Genomic DNA, 17,130 nt, shown 5'->3' with positions numbered 1-17,130 from the left:
TATGCGTATCGTCGTCGCATTGGGCGGTAACGCCCTGCTGCGTCGTGGCGAGCCCATGACTGCCGACAACCAGCGCGCCAACGTGAAGATTGCCGCCGAGCAGATCGCCAAGGTCGCGCCCGGCAACGAATTGGTGATCGCCCACGGCAACGGCCCCCAAGTCGGCCTGCTGGCCCTGCAGGGCGCGTCCTATGACAAGGTCACGCCCTACCCGCTGGACGTTCTCGGCGCCGAGACCGAAGGCATGATCGGCTACATGATCGAACAGGAAATGGGCAACCTGCTGCCATTCGAAGTGCCATTCGCCACCCTCCTCACCCAGGTCGAAGTCGACGCCAAAGACCCGGCCTTCCAGAACCCGACCAAGCCGATCGGCCCGGTCTACTCCAAGGAAGAGGCCGAGGCCCTGGCCAAGGAGAAGGGCTGGAGCATTGCGCCCGATGGCGACAAGTTCCGCCGCGTGGTCGCCAGCCCGCGTCCCAAGCGCATCTTCGAGATTCGCCCGGTCAAGTGGCTGCTGGAGAAAGGCACCATCGTCATCTGCGCCGGTGGCGGCGGCATTCCGACCATGTACGACGAATCCGGCAAGAAGCTCTCCGGCGTCGAAGCGGTGATCGATAAAGACCTCTGTTCCTCCCTGCTGGCCGAGGAACTGGACGCCGACGTCCTGATCATCGCCACCGACGTCGATGCCGCCTATATCGACTGGGGCAAGCCGACCCAGAAAGCCATCGCCCAGGCCCACCCGGACGAGCTGGAACGCTTGGGCTTCGCCGCTGGCTCCATGGGGCCGAAGGTCCAGGCGGCGATGGAATTCGCTCGCAACACTGGCAAGGACGCGGTGATCGGCTCCCTGGAAAACATCGTGGCCATCACCGAAGGCAAATCCGGTACACGCGTTTCCACCAAGAAGGCGGGAATCGAATACCGCTGATCCACAAGCGTTACCCCCCCTGTGGGGGCGAATTCATTCGCAAAGGGCAGCGCAGCTGCCCTTGAAATCCCATGGGCAGACCTGCGGTCTGCTCAGCGATTGAAATCGCCCCCACAAGGTTGCTTCCCTCCCCTCCGCATCGCTCCCAATCTCCTGCCGAATGACCATCGGCGTGACTTGATAGTCACACCCCGCGTCAGGTAGACATCCCATTCATTCGAGCTGCCACCTGGCTCATGCCACCTGGCCCGTGATGCTTGATGCCGCAAACTGCCGCCACCTGAGCGCGGCGCCCCGCGGCTAAGCCTGCCGGCCGGCATGAGATGGTCTTTTTGAGGAGTTTCCGAGAGATGTCCCGACTTCCAGTGATTGTGGGTTTTGGCGGCTACAACGCGGCCGGACGAAGCTCGTTTCACCACGGTTTCCGTCGCATCGTGATCGAGACGCTGGACGCTCAGGCCCGTCAGGAGACCCTGGCTGGCCTCGCCGTGATGATGAAGCTGGTTTCCGTGACCGACGGCCAGTACCTGGATGCCGACGGCAAGGCCCTGAGCCTGGCCGAGATCGAGACCCGCTACACCGCCGAGATCCTCGACTCCACCCTGGTACGCCGCATCGGCAAGCAGCACCTGGACGTGGACGCCGCCCACTGGCACAAGAGCCTCACGGCCCAGGTCGGTGACAACCAGGCCCTCAGCTTCACCACATCGCGCAAGCAACTGCCTGAACCGCTGCCCGCCAATTGGAACGTGGAAGCCCTGGATAACGGTGAAGTCCAGGTGACCCTCCAGGGCACCTGCGACTTCAAGGTGGACAGCTACCGCGAACTGCCAGTGAAGTCCGCCGGCCAACTGCCCACCGGTTTCGAGCCGGGCGAGCTGTACAACTCGCGCTTCCACCCACGCGGGCTGCAGATGTCGGTCGTTGCCGCTACCGATGCCATCCGCTCCATTGGCCTGGCGTGGAAGAGCATCGTCGACCGCGTGCAACCGGACGAGATCGCCGTGTTCTCCGGCAGCATCATGAGCCAGCTGGACGAGAACGGCTTCGGCGGCCTGATGCAATCGCGCCTCAAGGGCAGCCGCGTCAGCGCCAAGCAGCTGCCACTGGGCCTGAACACCATGCCCGCCGACTTCATCAATGCTTACGTGCTGGGCAGCGTCGGTACCACTGGCAGCGTCACGGGCGCCTGCGCCACCTTCCTCTACAACCTGCAGAAGGGCATCGAGCTCATCACCTCCGGCCGCTCCCGCGTGGTCCTGGTGGGCAACGCCGAGGCACCGATCAACCAGGAATGCATCGACGGTTACGGCGCCATGGGCGCTCTGGCCACCGAAGAGGGCCTGCGCCAGGTGGGTGGCCGCGAAGACGTGGACTTCCGCCGTGCCAGCCGCCCGTTCGGCGAGAACTGCGGCTTCACCCTGGCCGAGTCCAGCCAGTACGTGGTGCTGATGGATGACGAACTGGCGCTGGAACTGGGTGCCGATATCCACGGCGCTGTGACCGATGTCTTCATCAACGCCGACGGCTTCAAGAAATCCATCTCCGCCCCCGGCCCGGGCAACTACCTGACCCTGGCCAAGGCCGTGGCCGCCGCCGCCCAGCTGATTGGCCCGGACGGTGTGCGCGAACGGAGCTTCGTCCACGCCCACGGCTCCAGCACCCCGGCCAACCGCGTGACCGAATCCGAGCTGCTGGACCGCGTTGCCGGCGCCTTTGGCATCGATGAATGGCCGGTCGCCGCCGTGAAGGCCTACGTCGGGCACTCCCTGGCGACCGCCAGCGGCGACCAGGTGATCGCCGCCCTGGGCACGTTCAAGTACGGCATCCTCCCAGGCATCAAGACCATCGACCGGGTGGCCGACGACGTGCACCGCCAGCATCTGTCCATCGAAACCCGTGACCGTGTCCTGGGCGATCGTCAGCTGGACGTCTGCTTCATCAACTCCAAGGGCTTCGGCGGAAACAACGCCACCGGTGTGGTCATCTCCCCGCGCCTGGCCGAGAAGATGCTGAAGAAACGCTATGGCGAGACCGCCTTTGCCACCTACGTAGCCAAACGCGAACAGACCCGCGCCAACGCCGAGGAATACGACCGCCGCGCTCGCCTGGGCGAGTTCGACATCATCTACAACTTCGGCAACGACCTGATCGACGAGCAGCAAATCGAACTGAGCCCTGAGGGCATCCAGGTGCCCGGCTTCGCCCAGACGCTGCGCTACCGGAAGGACGAGCGCTTCGCCGACATGCTCGACTGAAGCCGCTACTTGGCGCCGCGAGCCTGCGAAATCCGTCGATTGCGGTGATGGGTATCGCTTCGCTCTACGCCATCCTACGAATCTTGTATGAAGCGGCAGCCATGAAAAAGGGCCCCTCGGGGCCCTTGCTCGTTTCCGGTGTTTTCAGTCCAGCGCACGCGCCAGCTGAATCAGCTCCGCCCGCCATTCGGCGGCTGCCGGCAACGCCAGGAAGGACGGATTGAGGAAACCCTCGCGGGCTTCATAGGTAAGCGGCTTGCCGGAAAGATCCAGCACCTCACCGCCAGCGCCTTCTAGCACGCCCTGAGCGGCGGCCGTATCCCACTGGGAAGTGGGGGCCAGGCGCGGGTAGCAGTCCGCTGAGCCTTCGGCCAGCAGGCAGAACTTCAGCGAGCTGCCGATACTGGCCAGTTGCAGATCACCGAAGCGCTCACACAGCCACGCCAACAGACGCTCCTGGGCCGGGCTCGAATGACGCTTGCTGGCGACCACGGTGAACGCTTCGTCCGGCGCGATGCGTACAGCGATTTCGTCGGCTTCGAACTCCTCATCCTGACTCCAGGCACCAAGGCCAGCACCGCCGTAGTAGCAGCGTCCGGTGACCGGCATGCCGACCACACCGAACACCACCCGGCCGCCTTCGATCAGCGCCACGTTGACGGTGAACTCTTCACTGCCAGCGATGAATTCCTTGGTGCCATCCAGTGGGTCCACCAGCCACCAACGCTGCCAGCTGGCACGCTCGGCCAGGGGGATGTTCGCTGCCTCTTCGGAAAGCACCGGAATACTCGGGTCCAGTGCCGCGAGGCCGGCATCCAGCACTTTGTGAGCCGCGAGATCAGCAGCGGTAACAGGAGAAGCGTCGTCTTTTTCGGTAACGGCCAGTTCGCCGCGCCAGAAAGGCAGGATGGCGTCACCCGCCTGGCGCACCAGTTCGATCACGGCGGGAAGCAAGGGATGGTTCAAGGTTGGTACTCCCCACGTTGGGTCAGGATGTCTCGGGTCAGGTAGAGCGCGGCCAGGGCGCGACCTTCGCTGAATTGTTGGTGCTGGGCGAGGCTGGACAGTTCGCGCAGGCTGATGCGGTCGACTCGCAGCGGTTCGGGCTCGTCACCCGGCAGGCTCTCTTCGAAGAGATCACGAGCCAGGACCACCTGGATCTTCTGGCTCATGTAGCCAGGCGAGAGGGACAGTTCGGTAAGGTGCTCCAAGCGACGTGCGCCAAACCCGGCCTCTTCCTTGAGTTCACGATTGGCGGCGGCGAGCACGTCCTCGCCCGGCTCGATCAAGCCCTTGGGCAGGGACAGCTGGTAGTCGTCGGTGCCGGCGCAGTACTCCTCCACCAACAGCACGTGTTCGGCATCGGCCATGGCCACCACCATCACGGCGCCGTAGCCGGCGCCTTTGCCGACCAGGCGTTCGTATGTGCGTTCGACGCCATTGGCGAAGCGCAATTGCAGCTCCTCGACACGGAACAGGCGGCTGCTGGCGACTATCTCGCGAGCAAGCACCGTGGGCTTCTGACGCATAACGAACTCCTTGGCATGACCGGCGGGTTATCATACCCCGCCTTTGCCCAATGTCCCCGCTGGAGATTGCGTACCAGCGACGGCCAGCGACGTAACGGCGACAGCCCACCGGAACGACCGACAGCACCCATGCCATCACTGCCCTGGAACGACATCGACACCGTCCTGCTCGACATGGACGGTACCCTGCTCGACCTGCACTTCGATAACCACTTCTGGATGGAGTACCTGCCGCAACGCTATGCCGAGCACCACGGCATCAGCCGCGAGCTGGCCGACGCCGAGCTGCTGCCGCTGTTTCGCGACAACGCCGGGCAACTGAACTGGTACTGCACGGACTTCTGGAGTCGCGAGCTGCGCCTGTCGATCCGCGAACTCAAGCGCGAGGTGGCGCACCTGATCGCCCTGCGCCCGGATGCCGACCTCTTCCTCGCGGCCTTGCGACGCTCAGGCAAGCGCGTGGCACTGATCACCAACGCCCACCGCGACTCCCTGTCGCTGAAGATGGAGCGAGTCCAGCTCGCCCCCTGGTTCGACCGCCTGATCTGCTCCCACGATTACGGCTATCCCAAGGAAGACCAGCAGTTCTGGCACGCCCTGCAACAAGACTTCGGCTTCGATGCGGCGCGCAGTCTGTTCATCGACGACAGCCTGCCGGTCCTGCGCAGTGCGCGACAGTACGGCATCGCCCAACTGCTGGCGGTACGCGAGCCGGACAGTCGCAAGGGCCCGAAGGACACCGAGGAATTCGCCGCGGTGGACAGCTACCAGAGCCTGGTGGACAGCCTCAACCATGCGGCTGACGATCGCGCGAGCTAGAGAAGAACAAAGCGAGAATGGCCGAGGGCGCGGAGTTTACGAGCTGTAAATGAGCAGTACTCACTTCGTTCGCCCTCCGGGCCGCGCTGAAGCGCGTTAGCCGCTAGCGGCTTTCCGAGGCCATTCTCAACGCCGTTATTCCGACGCGCAGCAGATCGTCATTCGGGGATGCGCAGTACCTGCCCCGGATAGATCTTGTCCGGATGCGAAAGCATCGGCTTGTTGGCTTCGAATATCTTCATGTAGGCATTGGCGTTGCCATACTCGGCCTTGGCAATCGCGCTCAGGGTGTCGCCCTTCTTCACCGTGACGAAGCGGGCCGGCGCCACGGCGGGTGCACTGACGCTGATCTGATCCTCGACCTGGGCCACACCTTCGACGTTGCCGAGGGCCAGGAGGATTTTCTCCTTCTCTTCCTGGGTCGCCACTTCACCACGGGCGATCACCTTGTCACCCTCCACCGTCAGCTCGATGGCCGGATTGCCCAGCCCCACCTTGGCCACGTGCTCCTTCAACGTCTCGGCGGCCTGCGCCTCCTGCCCTACCAGGGTTTCCCACAGCTTCACACCCGCTTCTTTGACAAAGTCGAAGATGCCCATGACAGATCCTCTCGTTCCATAGGGACGGCGCGCCCGGCGCCTGGGAAGTGCAAGTCTAGACGGCCGCTCCACTTCAACCTCCCCACGGGCGACGACAGGCTAGAATCCATGCCCTGATCAAGGAGCCGGCATGGACATCAAGCAACTGAAGTTCCTCATCGCCCTGGAAGAGACCCGTCACTTCGGCCAGGCCGCCGCGCGCTGCCACGTCACCCAACCAACACTGTCGATGCGCCTGCGCAGCCTCGAAGAAGAACTGGGTCTGGAACTGGTCGTCCGTAGCCAGCGCTTCGAGGGATTCACCGACGCCGGCCTGCGTGTACTGGCCTGGGCGCGCACTTTGCTGGCGGCCCACGATGGTCTCTACGCCGAGGCGGCAGCCTGCCGCGGCCAACTCGTCGGCACCCTGCGCCTGGGCATGGTGCCACTGGCCGGCTTCGACCCCATGCGCCTGGTACAAGCCTTCTCCGGCCCGCACCCGAGCCTGCGCTTCCAACTGTTCTCCCTGAGCTCCGAACAGATTCTCGAAGGCCTGGCACGCAACCAGCTGGACCTGGGCCTTTCTTACCTCGACCGCCTGGACCGCGAGCACTTCGAAAGCCTGGAACTGGCCCAGACCCGCATGGGCTTGCTGCACGACCGCCGCCACTTCAGTTTCGACATCCCCGCACTGCCCTGGGAAAGCCTGGTGGACCTGCCCCTGGGGCTGCTCTTCGGCGGCATGCACTTTCGCCAGTCCATCGACCATGGCTTTCGCAGCCGTGGCCTCTCGCCTCAGCCCAGACTGGAGACCGACGCCGTCCACCAGCTGCTGCAAGCCGTCAGTGCCGGCCTGTGCTGCGCCATCATGCCGCTGGACAGCGGCCTCGACGACTTCACTGAGCACCTGGCGCTGACCCCCATCGAAGACGCCCGCACCCTCGCACCGCTGGGCCTGATCCTGCGCCGGGGCGCCCCCCGCTCGGCTCTGGCGGATGCCTGCTTCTCCGAAGCGCGGACCTTGCTGGGGCTCGATTCCGCCTCTTGATAAGCGCGCTCGATCACTGAATCGGGAATAGCGATTAGACGCCCTTGCCAGAGGGGCCTAGGATGGCTGAGTCAATCCGTCGCAGGGGGCAAATCGATGCCAAACCCAGACGCCAAGCGCTATCTCTCCGCTGTGGATAACCCACCCGCACCCACCGGTTACCAATATGCCGAACTGGACGCCGCCGCACGCATTGAGGACGCCGACCTGGCGGAAGAATGCGCCCTGGCAATTTCCTACAACGGCATCAGCTACGCCGTCATGATGGTTTCCCCGAGTGCCTTGGAAGACTTCGTCGCGGGCTTCAGCCTGAGCAGCGCGGTGGTGCAATCCATCGACGACATCTATGACATCCAGATCGAAGGCGAAGGTATCGCCCTGCACGCCGAAGTGGACATTGGCAATCGCGCCTTCTGGTCGCTCAAGGAACAGCGCCGAAACCTGGCCGGCACCACCGGCTGTGGCCTCTGCGGCGTGGAAGCGCTGGAACAGGCGCTGCCTGAGCTACGCTCGCTGGACCCGGCCCCCCTGCCGCCAGCCGAACACTTCCGCGACCTGCGCCAGCGCATCAACGAGGCGCAGGAGTTGGCCCGGCGCAGTGGCGCCCTGCACGCCGCGCTGTTCGTCGATGCCAGCGGGGAACTGCGCCTGTGCCGTGAAGACATCGGCCGCCACAACGCCCTCGACAAACTCATCGGCGCCTTGCTACGCCAAGGCCTGGACCCACGCGCGGGTTTCGCCGTGGTCACCAGCCGCTGCAGCCTGGAACTTATCCACAAGGCGGTGCGCGCAGGCCTGTCCACCCTGGTCAGCCTCTCCGCGCCCACCAGCCTGACCGTGGAATGGGCACGCCGGCACCACCTCAACCTCATCCACCTGCCCCACCATAGCGCCCCACGGGTCTACAGCCCGGCGCCAGAAGCGAACGCCCCGAAAGAATGAGCCTGCAACCCGTACAACCTCGCTACAAACCCTACAAGGGCGCCGCGGCCGGCTGGGGTGCGCTGAAGAGCGTCACCCGCTTCTGGCTGGACAGCAAACAGCCGTTCAAGAACCTGCGCGCCTTGCTCAAGACCAACCAGAGCGGCGGCTTCGACTGCCCCGGCTGCGCCTGGGGCGACTCCCCCAAGGACGGTCGCATCAAGTTCTGTGAGAACGGTGCCAAGGCGGTCAACTGGGAAGCCACCAAGCGCCGGGTGGATGCCGCCTTCTTTGCGCGCTACAGCGTCAGCCAATTGCGCGAGCAGAGCGACTACTGGCTCGAGTACCAGGGCCGCCTGACCCAACCCATGCGCTACGACCGCCAGACCGACCACTATGTCCCGGTCAGCTGGGAACACGCCTTCGCCCTCGTCGCCCGGCACCTGCGCAACCTGGAAAGCCCGCACCAGGCCGAGTTCTATACCTCCGGTCGCGCCAGCAACGAGGCAGCCTACCTCTACCAGCTGTTCGTCCGCGCCTTCGGCACCAACAACTTCCCCGACTGCTCGAACATGTGCCACGAGGCCAGCGGCGTAGCCCTGGGCCAGAGCGTTGGCGTGGGCAAGGGCAGCGTGACCTTCCACGACTTCGAACATGCCGACGCCATCTTCGTGCTTGGCCAGAACCCGGGCACCAATCACCCGCGCATGCTCGAACCGCTGCGCGAAGCGGTGAAGCGCGGTGCCCAGGTGGTCTGCTTCAACCCGCTCAAGGAGCGCGGCCTGGAGCGTTTCCAGCACCCGCAGCACGCCCTGGAAATGCTCAGCAACGGCTCACGGCCGCTGAACACCGCTTTCTTCCGTCCGGCACTGGGTGGCGACATGGCCGCCATCCGCGGTATCGCCAAGTTCCTGCTGCAATGGGAACGCGAGGCCCAGGCGAACGGCGAGGCGCCGGTGTTTGACCACGCGTTCATCACCGAGCACACCGACGGCGTCGACGCCTACCTGAGCGAACTCGACGCCACGCCCTGGACGCAGATCGAACAACAATCCGGCCTGACCCTGGCTGAGATCGAGATTGCCGCGCGCATCTACCGCAACGCCGGCAGCGTGATCATCTGCTGGGCCATGGGTATCACCCAGCATCGCCACTCGGTGGCGACCATCCAGGAAATCGTCAACCTGCAACTGCTGCGCGGCAATGTCGGCCGCCCCGGCGCCGGCCTCTGCCCGGTGCGCGGCCACAGCAACGTGCAGGGCGACCGCACCATGGGCATCAACGACCGGCCGCCGGCAGCGCTGCTCGATGCGCTGGAGAAACGCTTCGGCTTCCGGGTCCCGCGGGACAATGGCCACAACACGGTGGAAGCGATCAACGCCATGCTCGATGGCCACGCGAAGGTGTTCATCGGCCTGGGCGGCAACTTCGCCCAGGCCACACCGGACAGCCCGCGCACCCATGCCGCGCTGCAGAGTTGCGATTTGACGGTGCAGATCAGCACCAAGCTCAACCGCAGCCACCTGACTGTCGGCCAGGAAGCGCTGATCCTTCCCTGTCTCGGCCGCACCGATATCGATCGGCAAGCGGAAGGCCCACAAGCGGTGACGGTGGAAGATTCCTTCAGCATGATCCATGCGTCCTACGGTCAACTGGAGCCTTCCTCCCGCGAGATGCGCTCGGAACCGGCCATCATCGCAGGAATCGCCAAGGCCACCCTGGGCAACCACCCGGTGGACTGGGACGCCCTGGTGGCCCACTACGACCGCATCCGCGAGCTGATCACCGACACGATTCCCGGCTTCGAGGACTTCAACCGCCGCGTGCAGCACCCAGGCGGCTTCTACCTGGGTAACACCGCCAATGCGCGACAATGGAGCACGCAGAGCGGTCGCGCCAATTTCATGGCCGCGCCATTGCCGGCTGACCTGCTCCACGAAAAGGTACGCAACACCGGCGAGAAGCCGCACCTGATCCTCCAGACCCTGCGCTCGCACGACCAGTACAACACCACCATCTACGGTCTGGACGACCGCTACCGCGGCGTACGTGGCCAACGCGAAGTGGTCTTCGCCAACGAGGCAGACATCCGTCGCCTGGGCTTCGAGCCAGGACAGAAGGTGGACATGGTGACCTTGTGGGACGACGGCGTGGAGCGCCGGGTATCCGGCTTCAGCCTGTTGGCCTTCGACATTCCAACCGGGCAGGCCGCCGCCTACTACCCGGAAACCAACCCGCTAGTGCCGCTGGAAAGCTACGGCGAGGGCAGCTACACCCCCACCTCCAAGTTCGTGGCCATCCGCCTCGAAGCCTCCCGCGACAACGACCGCATCCTTTGAGGATGCGGCTCCGGACCGGCACCTGCCGGGTCCGGAGCCACTGGCCGGCGCACGATGCTCACCAAGGTATCCACTCGAAGTGTCCACGCGCACGCTACCCTGCCGACACGCAACAGTGGGGCGCAAGCCCGTCTTTAACTGCAGTAAGGGAAGTTTGTTTCTCTAACTTGTTTCCGGCAGAAACAATTTGAAATAGGGAATTAATGCCTATATAAAGCTCCGAAGGAACTTTATCTGATTTGGCACTTTGCCAGCATTGCAAGTGGCGTAAAAAGCAGGAATGACGCGGGCGGGAATAGGTCTCAGACAGCCCGACTCGGAAAAAGTTCTACCAGTAAATCAAGCAATTAAAAAAATAAGAAAAGTTAGTGCTTTTCGTCGTCCGACACTTGCGTAAGTTAATTCCCACAGCAAATATCGCCTCACCAAAACCACTGAGGCGATCCTCACCATGAAGTACACCTCGATCCTTCTCCTGTCTCTTGGCCTGGCCAGCGGCAGCGTCTTCGCAGGCGGCAATACCGATGCCGGTATTGGTGGTGCGCTGGGCGGGGTCCTGGGTTCCGTGGTCGGCAATGCCGTGGGCGGCAGCACCGGCGCAGCCATCGGCGCTGGCGTAGGTGGCGCGGCGGGTGGTGCAGTCGCTGCCCCGCGCCGCAACCGTACTGAAGCCGCCATCGGCGGTGGCCTCGGCGCCGCCGGCGGTCAAGTCGTCGGCCGGCAGATGGGCGGAACCACCGGCGGCCTGATCGGCGCAGCCCTGGGTGGCGGCGCTGGCGGCGCCCTGGGCAATGAATACGGCGACAGGAACCGCTACGACGATGACGACTACGATGATGATCATCGCCATTACCGTCGCTCCTACCGCGATCACCCTGGTCGTGGTCACGCCTGGGGCCATCGCAAGCACAAGCACCGCGGCTGGGATGATTGATCAACACACGCCAACAAAAAAAGCCCGCTTCCAGCGGGCTTTTTTCCACACCTGAGGTCTGGTCGAGCGACGACCGGTCCCCTTCCAAATACATAATCTGACCTGTGTCATGGGGCACTCCGCGTTGCCGCGGGACCATCAACACCCCCTTTCGAAACGGAGAAACAGCACGATGCGCAAAGCAGTAACCGCCCTCGCCCTCAGCCTACTGGCAACCCAGGTCGTTGTAGCCGGCGAGACCACCAACAACGCCATCGGCGGCGGCCTCGGCGGCGCACTGGGCAACGTTGTCGGCAATGCTGTCGGCGGCAGCACCGGCGCGGCAATTGGCGCCGGCCTGGGTGGTGCTGCCGGTAGCGCCATGACCGCCAAGAGCGGCAAGAAGACCGAAGCCGCCATCGGCGGGGGCCTGGGCGCAGCGGGCGGCTCGGTAGCCGGTCGCGCACTGGGCGGCTCCACCGGCTCCGCTATCGGCGCGGGCCTCGGCGGCGCGGCAGGTGGTGCCATCGCCACCGAACTGACCAAGGACGATCACGACGGTCACCGCAAGCACCGCAAGCATCGCCACTGATCGATGCGCCCATGAAAAAGCCCGGCACGAGTGCCGGGCTTTTTCGTTTCAGGCGGGTATCAACCGATCTGCTCGGCGCGCGCCTCGTCCACATCACCGCTGGCCATGCAGGCAGCCGCGGTGAAGAGCACGTCAGTGGAGGAGTTCAGTGCGGTTTCGGCGGCGTCCTGGAGGATGCCGATGATGAAGCCCACAGCCACCACCTGCATCGCCACTTCGCTGGGGATGCCGAACAGGCTGCACGCCAGCGGAATCAGCAGCAGCGAGCCGCCGGCCACGCCGGAAGCGCCGCAGGCGCAGATGGAAGCCACAACGCTGAGCAGGATGGCGGTGGGGATGTCCACCTGGATACCGAGCGTGGTCACTGCTGCCAGGGTCAGCACGGTAATGGTGATGGCCGCACCGGCCATGTTGATCGTGGCGCCCAGCGGGATGGATACCGAGTAGGTGTCCTCGTGCAGGCCCAGTTTTTCGCACAACTGCAGGTTGACCGGAATGTTGGCTGCCGAACTGCGGGTGAAGAAGGCGGTGATGCCGCTTTCACGCAGGCAGGTCAGCACCAGCGGGTAGGGGTTGCGGCGAATCTTCCAGAGCACGATCAGCGGGTTCACCACGAAGGCCACGAACAGCATGCAGCCCAGCAGCACCGCCAGCAGGTGGGCATAGTCGGCCAGCACGCCAACACCGTTCTCCGCCAGGGTCGAAGCCACCAGACCGAAGATACCCAGCGGCGCGAAGCTGATCACGACACGGACGATCAACGACACACCGTGAGACAAGTCGCTGAACACGTTGCGGGTGGTTTCGCTGCCCTGGCGAATGGCAATGCCCAGGCCCACGGCCCAAACCAGGATGCCGATGAAGTTGGCCTCCATCAGGGCCTTGACCGGGTTGGCCACAGCGCTGGACAGCAGACTCAACAGCACCTCGGAGATACCTGCCGGCGGCGCCACGTCGGTGGCTGCTGTGGTCAGCGTCAAGGTGGACGGGAACAGGCTGCTGGCCATTACCGCCACCACGGCAGCGGAGAAAGTGCCGATCAGGTAGAGGACGAGAATCGGGCGGATCTGGGTGCGCTCACCCGGTTTGTGGTTGGCGATGGCCGCTGTCACCAGGATGAACACCAGGATCGGTGCAACCGCTTTCAGCGCGGTGACGAAGAGCGTGCCGAGCAGGCCAACGGCGCTGGCGTACTCGGGCGAAGTCAGGGCGAGGGCGATGCCGGCGATCAGACCGATGAGGATCCGGGTCACCAGGCTGGTGCGTTTCAAGCGTTGCAGGATGGAGCCGTTTGCGTGAGTCATGGCAGGTACCGCTGAACGTCGGGCCGTGCACTGGCTGGCCCAGAGTGGACATTGAACCCCGATGACACCTCGCCTTCACTGCCGCAGATCAGCGAAAAAGAAAGCGCCGCGCCGCGTGGTGAATCACCTCGCAGCCGGACGGGTCGTTTCGAGTTTGGCGCGCATTGTGCGGATTCGCACTGCGGATGGGTAGAGCGGACAGACGGTCGGGCCGCTGGATGTCGCTATTTCAGCCGTTTCGGGTCGACTGGGTGAAAGTTGGCTGTAAGGGTGAATTCATTCGCCATGCAGACCGCAGGTCTGCCCCTGAATCTCTCGAGGGCAGTTGCTCTTCCCCGTGGTGACCGGGATCAGCCCTCCACCACCAGCTCCGCCAGCGCCGCGCGCAGTCGCTCGGGGATCGGCACCGGTCGATTGCTCGCGCGGTCGACGAACACATGCACGAATCGCCCGGCCGCACAGGCTTCGTCTTCGTCCTGCTTGAAGATCGCCAGTTCATATTGCACCGAGCTGTTGCCGAGCTTGCCCACCCTTAGCCCGACTTCGATGCGGTCGGGGAAGGCGATGGAGGCGAAGTAGTCGCAAGAGGAACTGACCACGAAGCCCACCACGTTGCCGTCATGGATATCCAGGCCGCCCTGCTCGATCAGATAGGTGTTCACCGCGCTGTCGAAGTAGCCGTAATACACCACGTTGTTCACATGGCCGTAGAGGTCGTTGTCGTGCCAGCGCGTGGTGATGGGCTGGAAGTGGCGGTAGTCGCCACGCAGGTGCTGGGGTTGGCTCATGGGGTTCCCTGGGTTCGGTTGGATCGATTCCTGTAGGAACGAGCTTGCTCGCGAACGGATGCATTCGCCAGCAAGCTGGCTCCTACAGGAGGCTCAGTAGGCCGCCTGGTAAATGGCCAGGGCCTGGGCCTCACTGACCTCGCGCGGATTATTCACCAGCAGCCGCTGTTGCAACATGGCGTCGCTGGCCAGCGTGCACAGCATGTCCTGCGGCACGCCGGCTTCTCGCAAGCGTGTGGGCAGGCCACTGCGAGCGCTGAAATCGGCCAGTTCGAGGATCAGCTGCTCGGTGAGTTGGGCGTCGCTACCGGGTTTGAGCTTGCCCCCGAGCACCAGCGGTGCCAGCTCCGCATAGAGGGGCGCGGCCACCTCGGCGTTGAAACCCAGCACATGGGGCAGCACCAGCGCGTTGGACAGCCCGTGGGGAATATGGAAGTGCCCGCCCAGGGGATACGCCAGGGCATGCACAGCGGCCACCGGGGCGTTGGCGAATGCCTGGCCGGCGAGGCAGGCACCCAGCAGCATGGCCTGGCGAGCCTCGCGGTTGCGACCGTTGTGTACCACCGTGTCCAGATTACCGGCCAGCAGGCGCAGGGCCTCGCGGGCCAGCAAGTCGGACAGCGGGTTCTTCTTCAATTTGCTGGTGTAGGCCTCAATGGCATGGACCATCGCATCGATACCGGTGGCCGCAGTCACCGCCGCCGGCAGGCCAAGCGTCAGGTCCGCGTCCAACAATGCCAAGTCCGGCAACAGCAGCGGCGACACCACGCCCATCTTGGTGGTCTCGCCGGTAGTGACGATGGCAATGGGAGTTACCTCGGAGCCGGTTCCAGCAGTGGTCGGCACCTGCAGCAACGGCAGGCGCCGACCCCGCGCGTTACCCACGCCATAGACATCCGCCAGCCCCTGGCGGCAATCCGGGTGCGCCAGCAGGGCCACCAGCTTGGCCACATCCATGGAGCTGCCACCGCCGAAGCCCACCACCAGCTCCGCATTGAGGGTCCGCGCCAGAGCCACCGCCTCCAGCACAATGGCTTCCGGCGGATCGGCCTGGACTCGATCATAGACGGCAACGGTCAGGCCGGCGGCGGCGAAGCCGGGAAGAACCTCATCGAGCAGGCCGAAATGCGTAATCCCCGGGTCGCTGACCAGCAGCACACGCTGGGCGCCGCGCTCACGACAAAGCTCGGCCAGGCGCACGGCCGAACCGGATTCGCAGAGAATCTGCGCGGTAGTGGCAAAACTGAAGGGCTGCATCTTGGCGTCCTCCTTTGTTGTGTGTGCGCCGCGATGGCGCGGCGCGCAGAGTGACAGGCTCAGAACGCGAAATGCGCCTCGGGCAACGCCATCAGGCAATCCGCGCCACCCAACAGGGCTTCACGGTGACCGCTGGCACGCGGTAGCACGCGGCGCATGTAGAAGCGCGCGCTGTGCAGTTTGGCCTGGTAGAAATCCACGTCCGACGTGCCCGCGTCCAATGCGTCCTGGGCACGGGCCGCAGCCTGCAACCAGAACCCTGCCAATAGCACATAGGCCGAGTATTGGAGGAAGTCCACCGAGGCGGCACCGATTTCCTCCGGGGCCTCCCGTACCCGATCCAGCAAGGTGACGGTCAGGGCACGCCATTCCTGCAGGCGTGCCAGCACCGCGCCGGCCAGCTCGGCCAGTTCCCCACGGCTGGCCTGGACATCGGCCAGGGCGGCGAACTCATCCTGCAATGCGGTCAGTTCCGCACCGCCATCACCCATCAGCTTGCGGCGGATCAGGTCGAGCGCCTGGATGCCGTTGGTGCCTTCGTAGATTTGCGTAATGCGGCTGTCGCGCATCAGCTGTTCCATGCCCCACTCGCGGATGAAGCCATGCCCCCCGTAAATCTGCACACCCAGGCTGGCCACCTCCTGCCCCATGTCGGTGAGGAAGGCTTTGACGATGGGTATCAGCAGTGCCGCACGTCGACCGGCCGCCTTGCGCTGGGCGACATCCGGGTGCCCGTGTTCCAGGTCCAGTTGGCGTGCGCAATAGGCGGACAGCATGCGGCTGCCTTCCACCAGGGTCTTCTGGGTCAGCAGCATGCGCCGCACGTCGGGGTGGTGGATGATCGGGTCAGCGGGCTTGTCCGGAGCCGCCGGGCCGCTGAGGGCGCGCGACTGCAGGCGTTCACGGGCATAGGCCAGGGCTCCCTGGAAGGCCTGTTCGCCAATGCCGAGCCCCTGCAGGCCGACCTGGAAGCGCGCGTCGTTCATCATGGTGAACATGCAGGCCAGGCCCTGGTTGGCTTCGCCGATCAGCCAGCCGGTGGCGCCGTCGAAGTTCATGACGCAGGTGGCCGCGCCCTTGATGCCCATCTTGTGCTCGATGGCGCCGCAACCCAGGGCGTTCTTCGTCCCCGGCGTGCCGTCGGGGTTGGCGATGAACTTGGGTACCAGCAGCAGGCTGATGCCCTTCACCCCGGCAGGGGCATCCGGCAGGCGCGCCAGCACCAGGTGGACGATGTTCTCGGAAAGGTCCTGCTCACCGCCGCTGATGAAGATCTTGCTGCCGCTGACCTTGTAGCTGCCATCGGCCTGAGGCTCGGCACGGGTGCGCAGCAGGGCCAGGTCGGTGCCGGCCTGGGGCTCGGTCAGGCACATGGTGCCGGCCCACTGACCGCTCACCAGTTTTTCCAGGTAGGCCTGCTTGAGTGCGTCGCTGCCGTGCTTGTGCAGCGCCACCACGGCGCCTTCGGTCAGACCGGAGTAGACGCGGAAAGACAGGCTGGCGCCCATCAGCATCTCGTGGAAGTTGCAAGCGACCATCTGCGGGAAACCCTGGCCACCGAACTCCTGCGGCCCGGTCATGCTCGCCCAGCCGTTGTCGCAGTACTGCCGATAGGCTTCGCGGAAGCCATGGGGCGTGGTCACCGCGCCCTGCACCAGAGTCACGCCTTCCTCGTCGCTGTTACGGTTGAGCGGCGAAACCACTTCGCCGGCAAAGCGCGCGCCTTCTTCCAGCACGCCGTCGATCAGCTCGCGGTCCAGACCGTTGGCCAGCAGCTCGCAGTGGCTGGAAACGTCAAAGAGTTCGTGAAGCACGAAGCGCATGTCGCGCAGGGGTGCCTTGTAAGCCAT

General features: G+C 64.5%; 15 protein-coding genes. 8 read left to right on the top strand and 7 right to left on the bottom strand.

Annotation, left to right across the window (positions count from 1 at the left end; all coding sequences use genetic code 11):
• Position 1 precedes the first annotated feature (1 nt).
• Positions 2-934 carry a carbamate kinase gene (gene arcC, locus E8F20_RS20460; RefSeq protein WP_280285364.1) on the top strand — a complete coding sequence of 311 codons (933 nt, stop codon included), beginning with the start codon at positions 2-4 and terminating at the stop codon, positions 932-934.
• 350 nt (positions 935-1,284) lie between these two features.
• Entirely contained in the window at positions 1,285-3,192 is a 1,908-nt protein-coding gene (locus E8F20_RS20455; RefSeq protein WP_280285363.1) for a beta-ketoacyl synthase, read from the top strand.
• A gap of 144 nt (positions 3,193-3,336) precedes the next feature.
• Here E8F20_RS20455 and cysQ read toward each other — a convergent pair whose 3' ends face one another.
• Both cysQ and nudE read right to left on the bottom strand, forming a co-directional pair.
• Positions 3,337-4,158, bottom strand: coding sequence for a 3'(2'),5'-bisphosphate nucleotidase CysQ (cysQ, locus tag E8F20_RS20450; RefSeq protein WP_280285362.1), 822 nt, complete (start codon positions 4,156-4,158; stop codon positions 3,337-3,339).
• The gene (gene nudE, locus E8F20_RS20445; RefSeq protein WP_280285361.1) at positions 4,155-4,721 is read right to left on the bottom strand and encodes an ADP compounds hydrolase NudE; all 567 of its coding nucleotides are present in this window, start codon (positions 4,719-4,721) and stop codon (positions 4,155-4,157) included. The genes cysQ and nudE overlap by 4 nt, the downstream gene beginning before the upstream one ends.
• A gap of 129 nt (positions 4,722-4,850) precedes the next feature.
• On the opposite strand from nudE, the gene yrfG reads away from it, so the two are divergent.
• On the top strand, positions 4,851-5,540 hold the full coding sequence (gene yrfG / locus E8F20_RS20440) for a GMP/IMP nucleotidase (protein ID WP_280285360.1): 690 nt from the start codon (positions 4,851-4,853) through the stop codon (positions 5,538-5,540).
• A gap of 158 nt (positions 5,541-5,698) precedes the next feature.
• Here yrfG and lysM read toward each other — a convergent pair whose 3' ends face one another.
• Positions 5,699-6,139 (bottom strand): peptidoglycan-binding protein LysM, encoded by a 441-nt coding sequence (gene lysM / locus E8F20_RS20435; protein ID WP_280285359.1) that lies wholly within the window; start codon positions 6,137-6,139, stop codon positions 5,699-5,701.
• 130 nt (positions 6,140-6,269) lie between these two features.
• Here lysM and E8F20_RS20430 point away from each other — a divergent pair, with 130 nt between their 5' ends.
• The 5 genes from E8F20_RS20430 to E8F20_RS20410 all read left to right on the top strand — a co-directional run bounded on the left by E8F20_RS20430 (position 6,270) and on the right by E8F20_RS20410 (position 11,931).
• A complete protein-coding gene (locus tag E8F20_RS20430; protein WP_028626775.1) occupies positions 6,270-7,166 on the top strand; it encodes a LysR family transcriptional regulator in 897 nt (298 codons plus the stop codon).
• A 96-nt stretch (positions 7,167-7,262) separates the two neighbouring features.
• Positions 7,263-8,108, top strand: a complete 846-nt coding sequence (gene fdhD / locus E8F20_RS20425; protein WP_280285358.1) for a formate dehydrogenase accessory sulfurtransferase FdhD — start codon at positions 7,263-7,265, stop codon at positions 8,106-8,108.
• Positions 8,105-10,426, top strand: coding sequence for an FdhF/YdeP family oxidoreductase (locus E8F20_RS20420; protein WP_280285357.1), 2,322 nt, complete (start codon positions 8,105-8,107; stop codon positions 10,424-10,426). The genes fdhD and E8F20_RS20420 overlap by 4 nt, the downstream gene beginning before the upstream one ends.
• A gap of 451 nt (positions 10,427-10,877) precedes the next feature.
• On the top strand, positions 10,878-11,360 hold the full coding sequence (locus tag E8F20_RS20415) for a hypothetical protein (protein ID WP_280285356.1): 483 nt from the start codon (positions 10,878-10,880) through the stop codon (positions 11,358-11,360).
• 172 nt (positions 11,361-11,532) lie between these two features.
• A complete protein-coding gene (locus E8F20_RS20410; protein WP_028626779.1) occupies positions 11,533-11,931 on the top strand; it encodes a glycine zipper domain-containing protein in 399 nt (132 codons plus the stop codon).
• Positions 11,932-11,990: 59 nt separating this feature from the next.
• On the opposite strand, the gene sstT is transcribed toward E8F20_RS20410, so the two are convergent.
• From sstT to E8F20_RS20390, 4 genes are all read right to left on the bottom strand, one after another.
• Entirely contained in the window at positions 11,991-13,235 is a 1,245-nt protein-coding gene (gene sstT, locus E8F20_RS20405; protein ID WP_280285355.1) for a serine/threonine transporter SstT, read from the bottom strand.
• 350 nt (positions 13,236-13,585) lie between these two features.
• On the bottom strand, positions 13,586-14,023 hold the full coding sequence (locus E8F20_RS20400) for a thioesterase family protein (protein ID WP_280285354.1): 438 nt from the start codon (positions 14,021-14,023) through the stop codon (positions 13,586-13,588).
• Positions 14,024-14,116: 93 nt separating this feature from the next.
• On the bottom strand, positions 14,117-15,280 hold the full coding sequence (locus E8F20_RS20395; protein ID WP_280285353.1) for an iron-containing alcohol dehydrogenase: 1,164 nt from the start codon (positions 15,278-15,280) through the stop codon (positions 14,117-14,119).
• Between the two features lie 59 nt (positions 15,281-15,339).
• A complete protein-coding gene (locus E8F20_RS20390; RefSeq protein ID WP_280285352.1) occupies positions 15,340-17,130 on the bottom strand; it encodes an acyl-CoA dehydrogenase C-terminal domain-containing protein in 1,791 nt (596 codons plus the stop codon).

Origin of the sequence: Pseudomonas sp. BN415 (assembly GCF_029871195.1) — a bacterium.
GTDB classification, from domain to species: domain Bacteria; phylum Pseudomonadota; class Gammaproteobacteria; order Pseudomonadales; family Pseudomonadaceae; genus Metapseudomonas; species Metapseudomonas resinovorans.
This window is presented reverse-complemented; position numbering and strand designations above follow the sequence as displayed.

What these genes read in the sequence shown, in the direction of transcription:
- E8F20_RS20395 (WP_280285353.1), bottom strand. Translation starts at nt 15,280, where the DNA reads ATGCAGCCCTTCAGTTTTGCCACTACCGCGCAGATTCTCTGCGAATCC.
- E8F20_RS20430 (WP_028626775.1), top strand. Translation starts at nt 6,270, where the DNA reads ATGGACATCAAGCAACTGAAGTTCCTCATCGCCCTGGAAGAGACCCGT.
- yrfG (WP_280285360.1), top strand. Translation starts at nt 4,851, where the DNA reads ATGCCATCACTGCCCTGGAACGACATCGACACCGTCCTGCTCGACATG.
- E8F20_RS20390 (WP_280285352.1), bottom strand. Translation starts at nt 17,130, where the DNA reads ATGGCTTACAAGGCACCCCTGCGCGACATGCGCTTCGTGCTTCACGAA.
- E8F20_RS20400 (WP_280285354.1), bottom strand. Translation starts at nt 14,023, where the DNA reads ATGAGCCAACCCCAGCACCTGCGTGGCGACTACCGCCACTTCCAGCCC.
- sstT (WP_280285355.1), bottom strand. Translation starts at nt 13,235, where the DNA reads ATGACTCACGCAAACGGCTCCATCCTGCAACGCTTGAAACGCACCAGC.
- E8F20_RS20420 (WP_280285357.1), top strand. Translation starts at nt 8,105, where the DNA reads ATGAGCCTGCAACCCGTACAACCTCGCTACAAACCCTACAAGGGCGCC.
- fdhD (WP_280285358.1), top strand. Translation starts at nt 7,263, where the DNA reads ATGCCAAACCCAGACGCCAAGCGCTATCTCTCCGCTGTGGATAACCCA.
- E8F20_RS20455 (WP_280285363.1), top strand. Translation starts at nt 1,285, where the DNA reads ATGTCCCGACTTCCAGTGATTGTGGGTTTTGGCGGCTACAACGCGGCC.
- arcC (WP_280285364.1), top strand. Translation starts at nt 2, where the DNA reads ATGCGTATCGTCGTCGCATTGGGCGGTAACGCCCTGCTGCGTCGTGGC.
- nudE (WP_280285361.1), bottom strand. Translation starts at nt 4,721, where the DNA reads ATGCGTCAGAAGCCCACGGTGCTTGCTCGCGAGATAGTCGCCAGCAGC.
- E8F20_RS20415 (WP_280285356.1), top strand. Translation starts at nt 10,878, where the DNA reads ATGAAGTACACCTCGATCCTTCTCCTGTCTCTTGGCCTGGCCAGCGGC.
- lysM (WP_280285359.1), bottom strand. Translation starts at nt 6,139, where the DNA reads ATGGGCATCTTCGACTTTGTCAAAGAAGCGGGTGTGAAGCTGTGGGAA.
- E8F20_RS20410 (WP_028626779.1), top strand. Translation starts at nt 11,533, where the DNA reads ATGCGCAAAGCAGTAACCGCCCTCGCCCTCAGCCTACTGGCAACCCAG.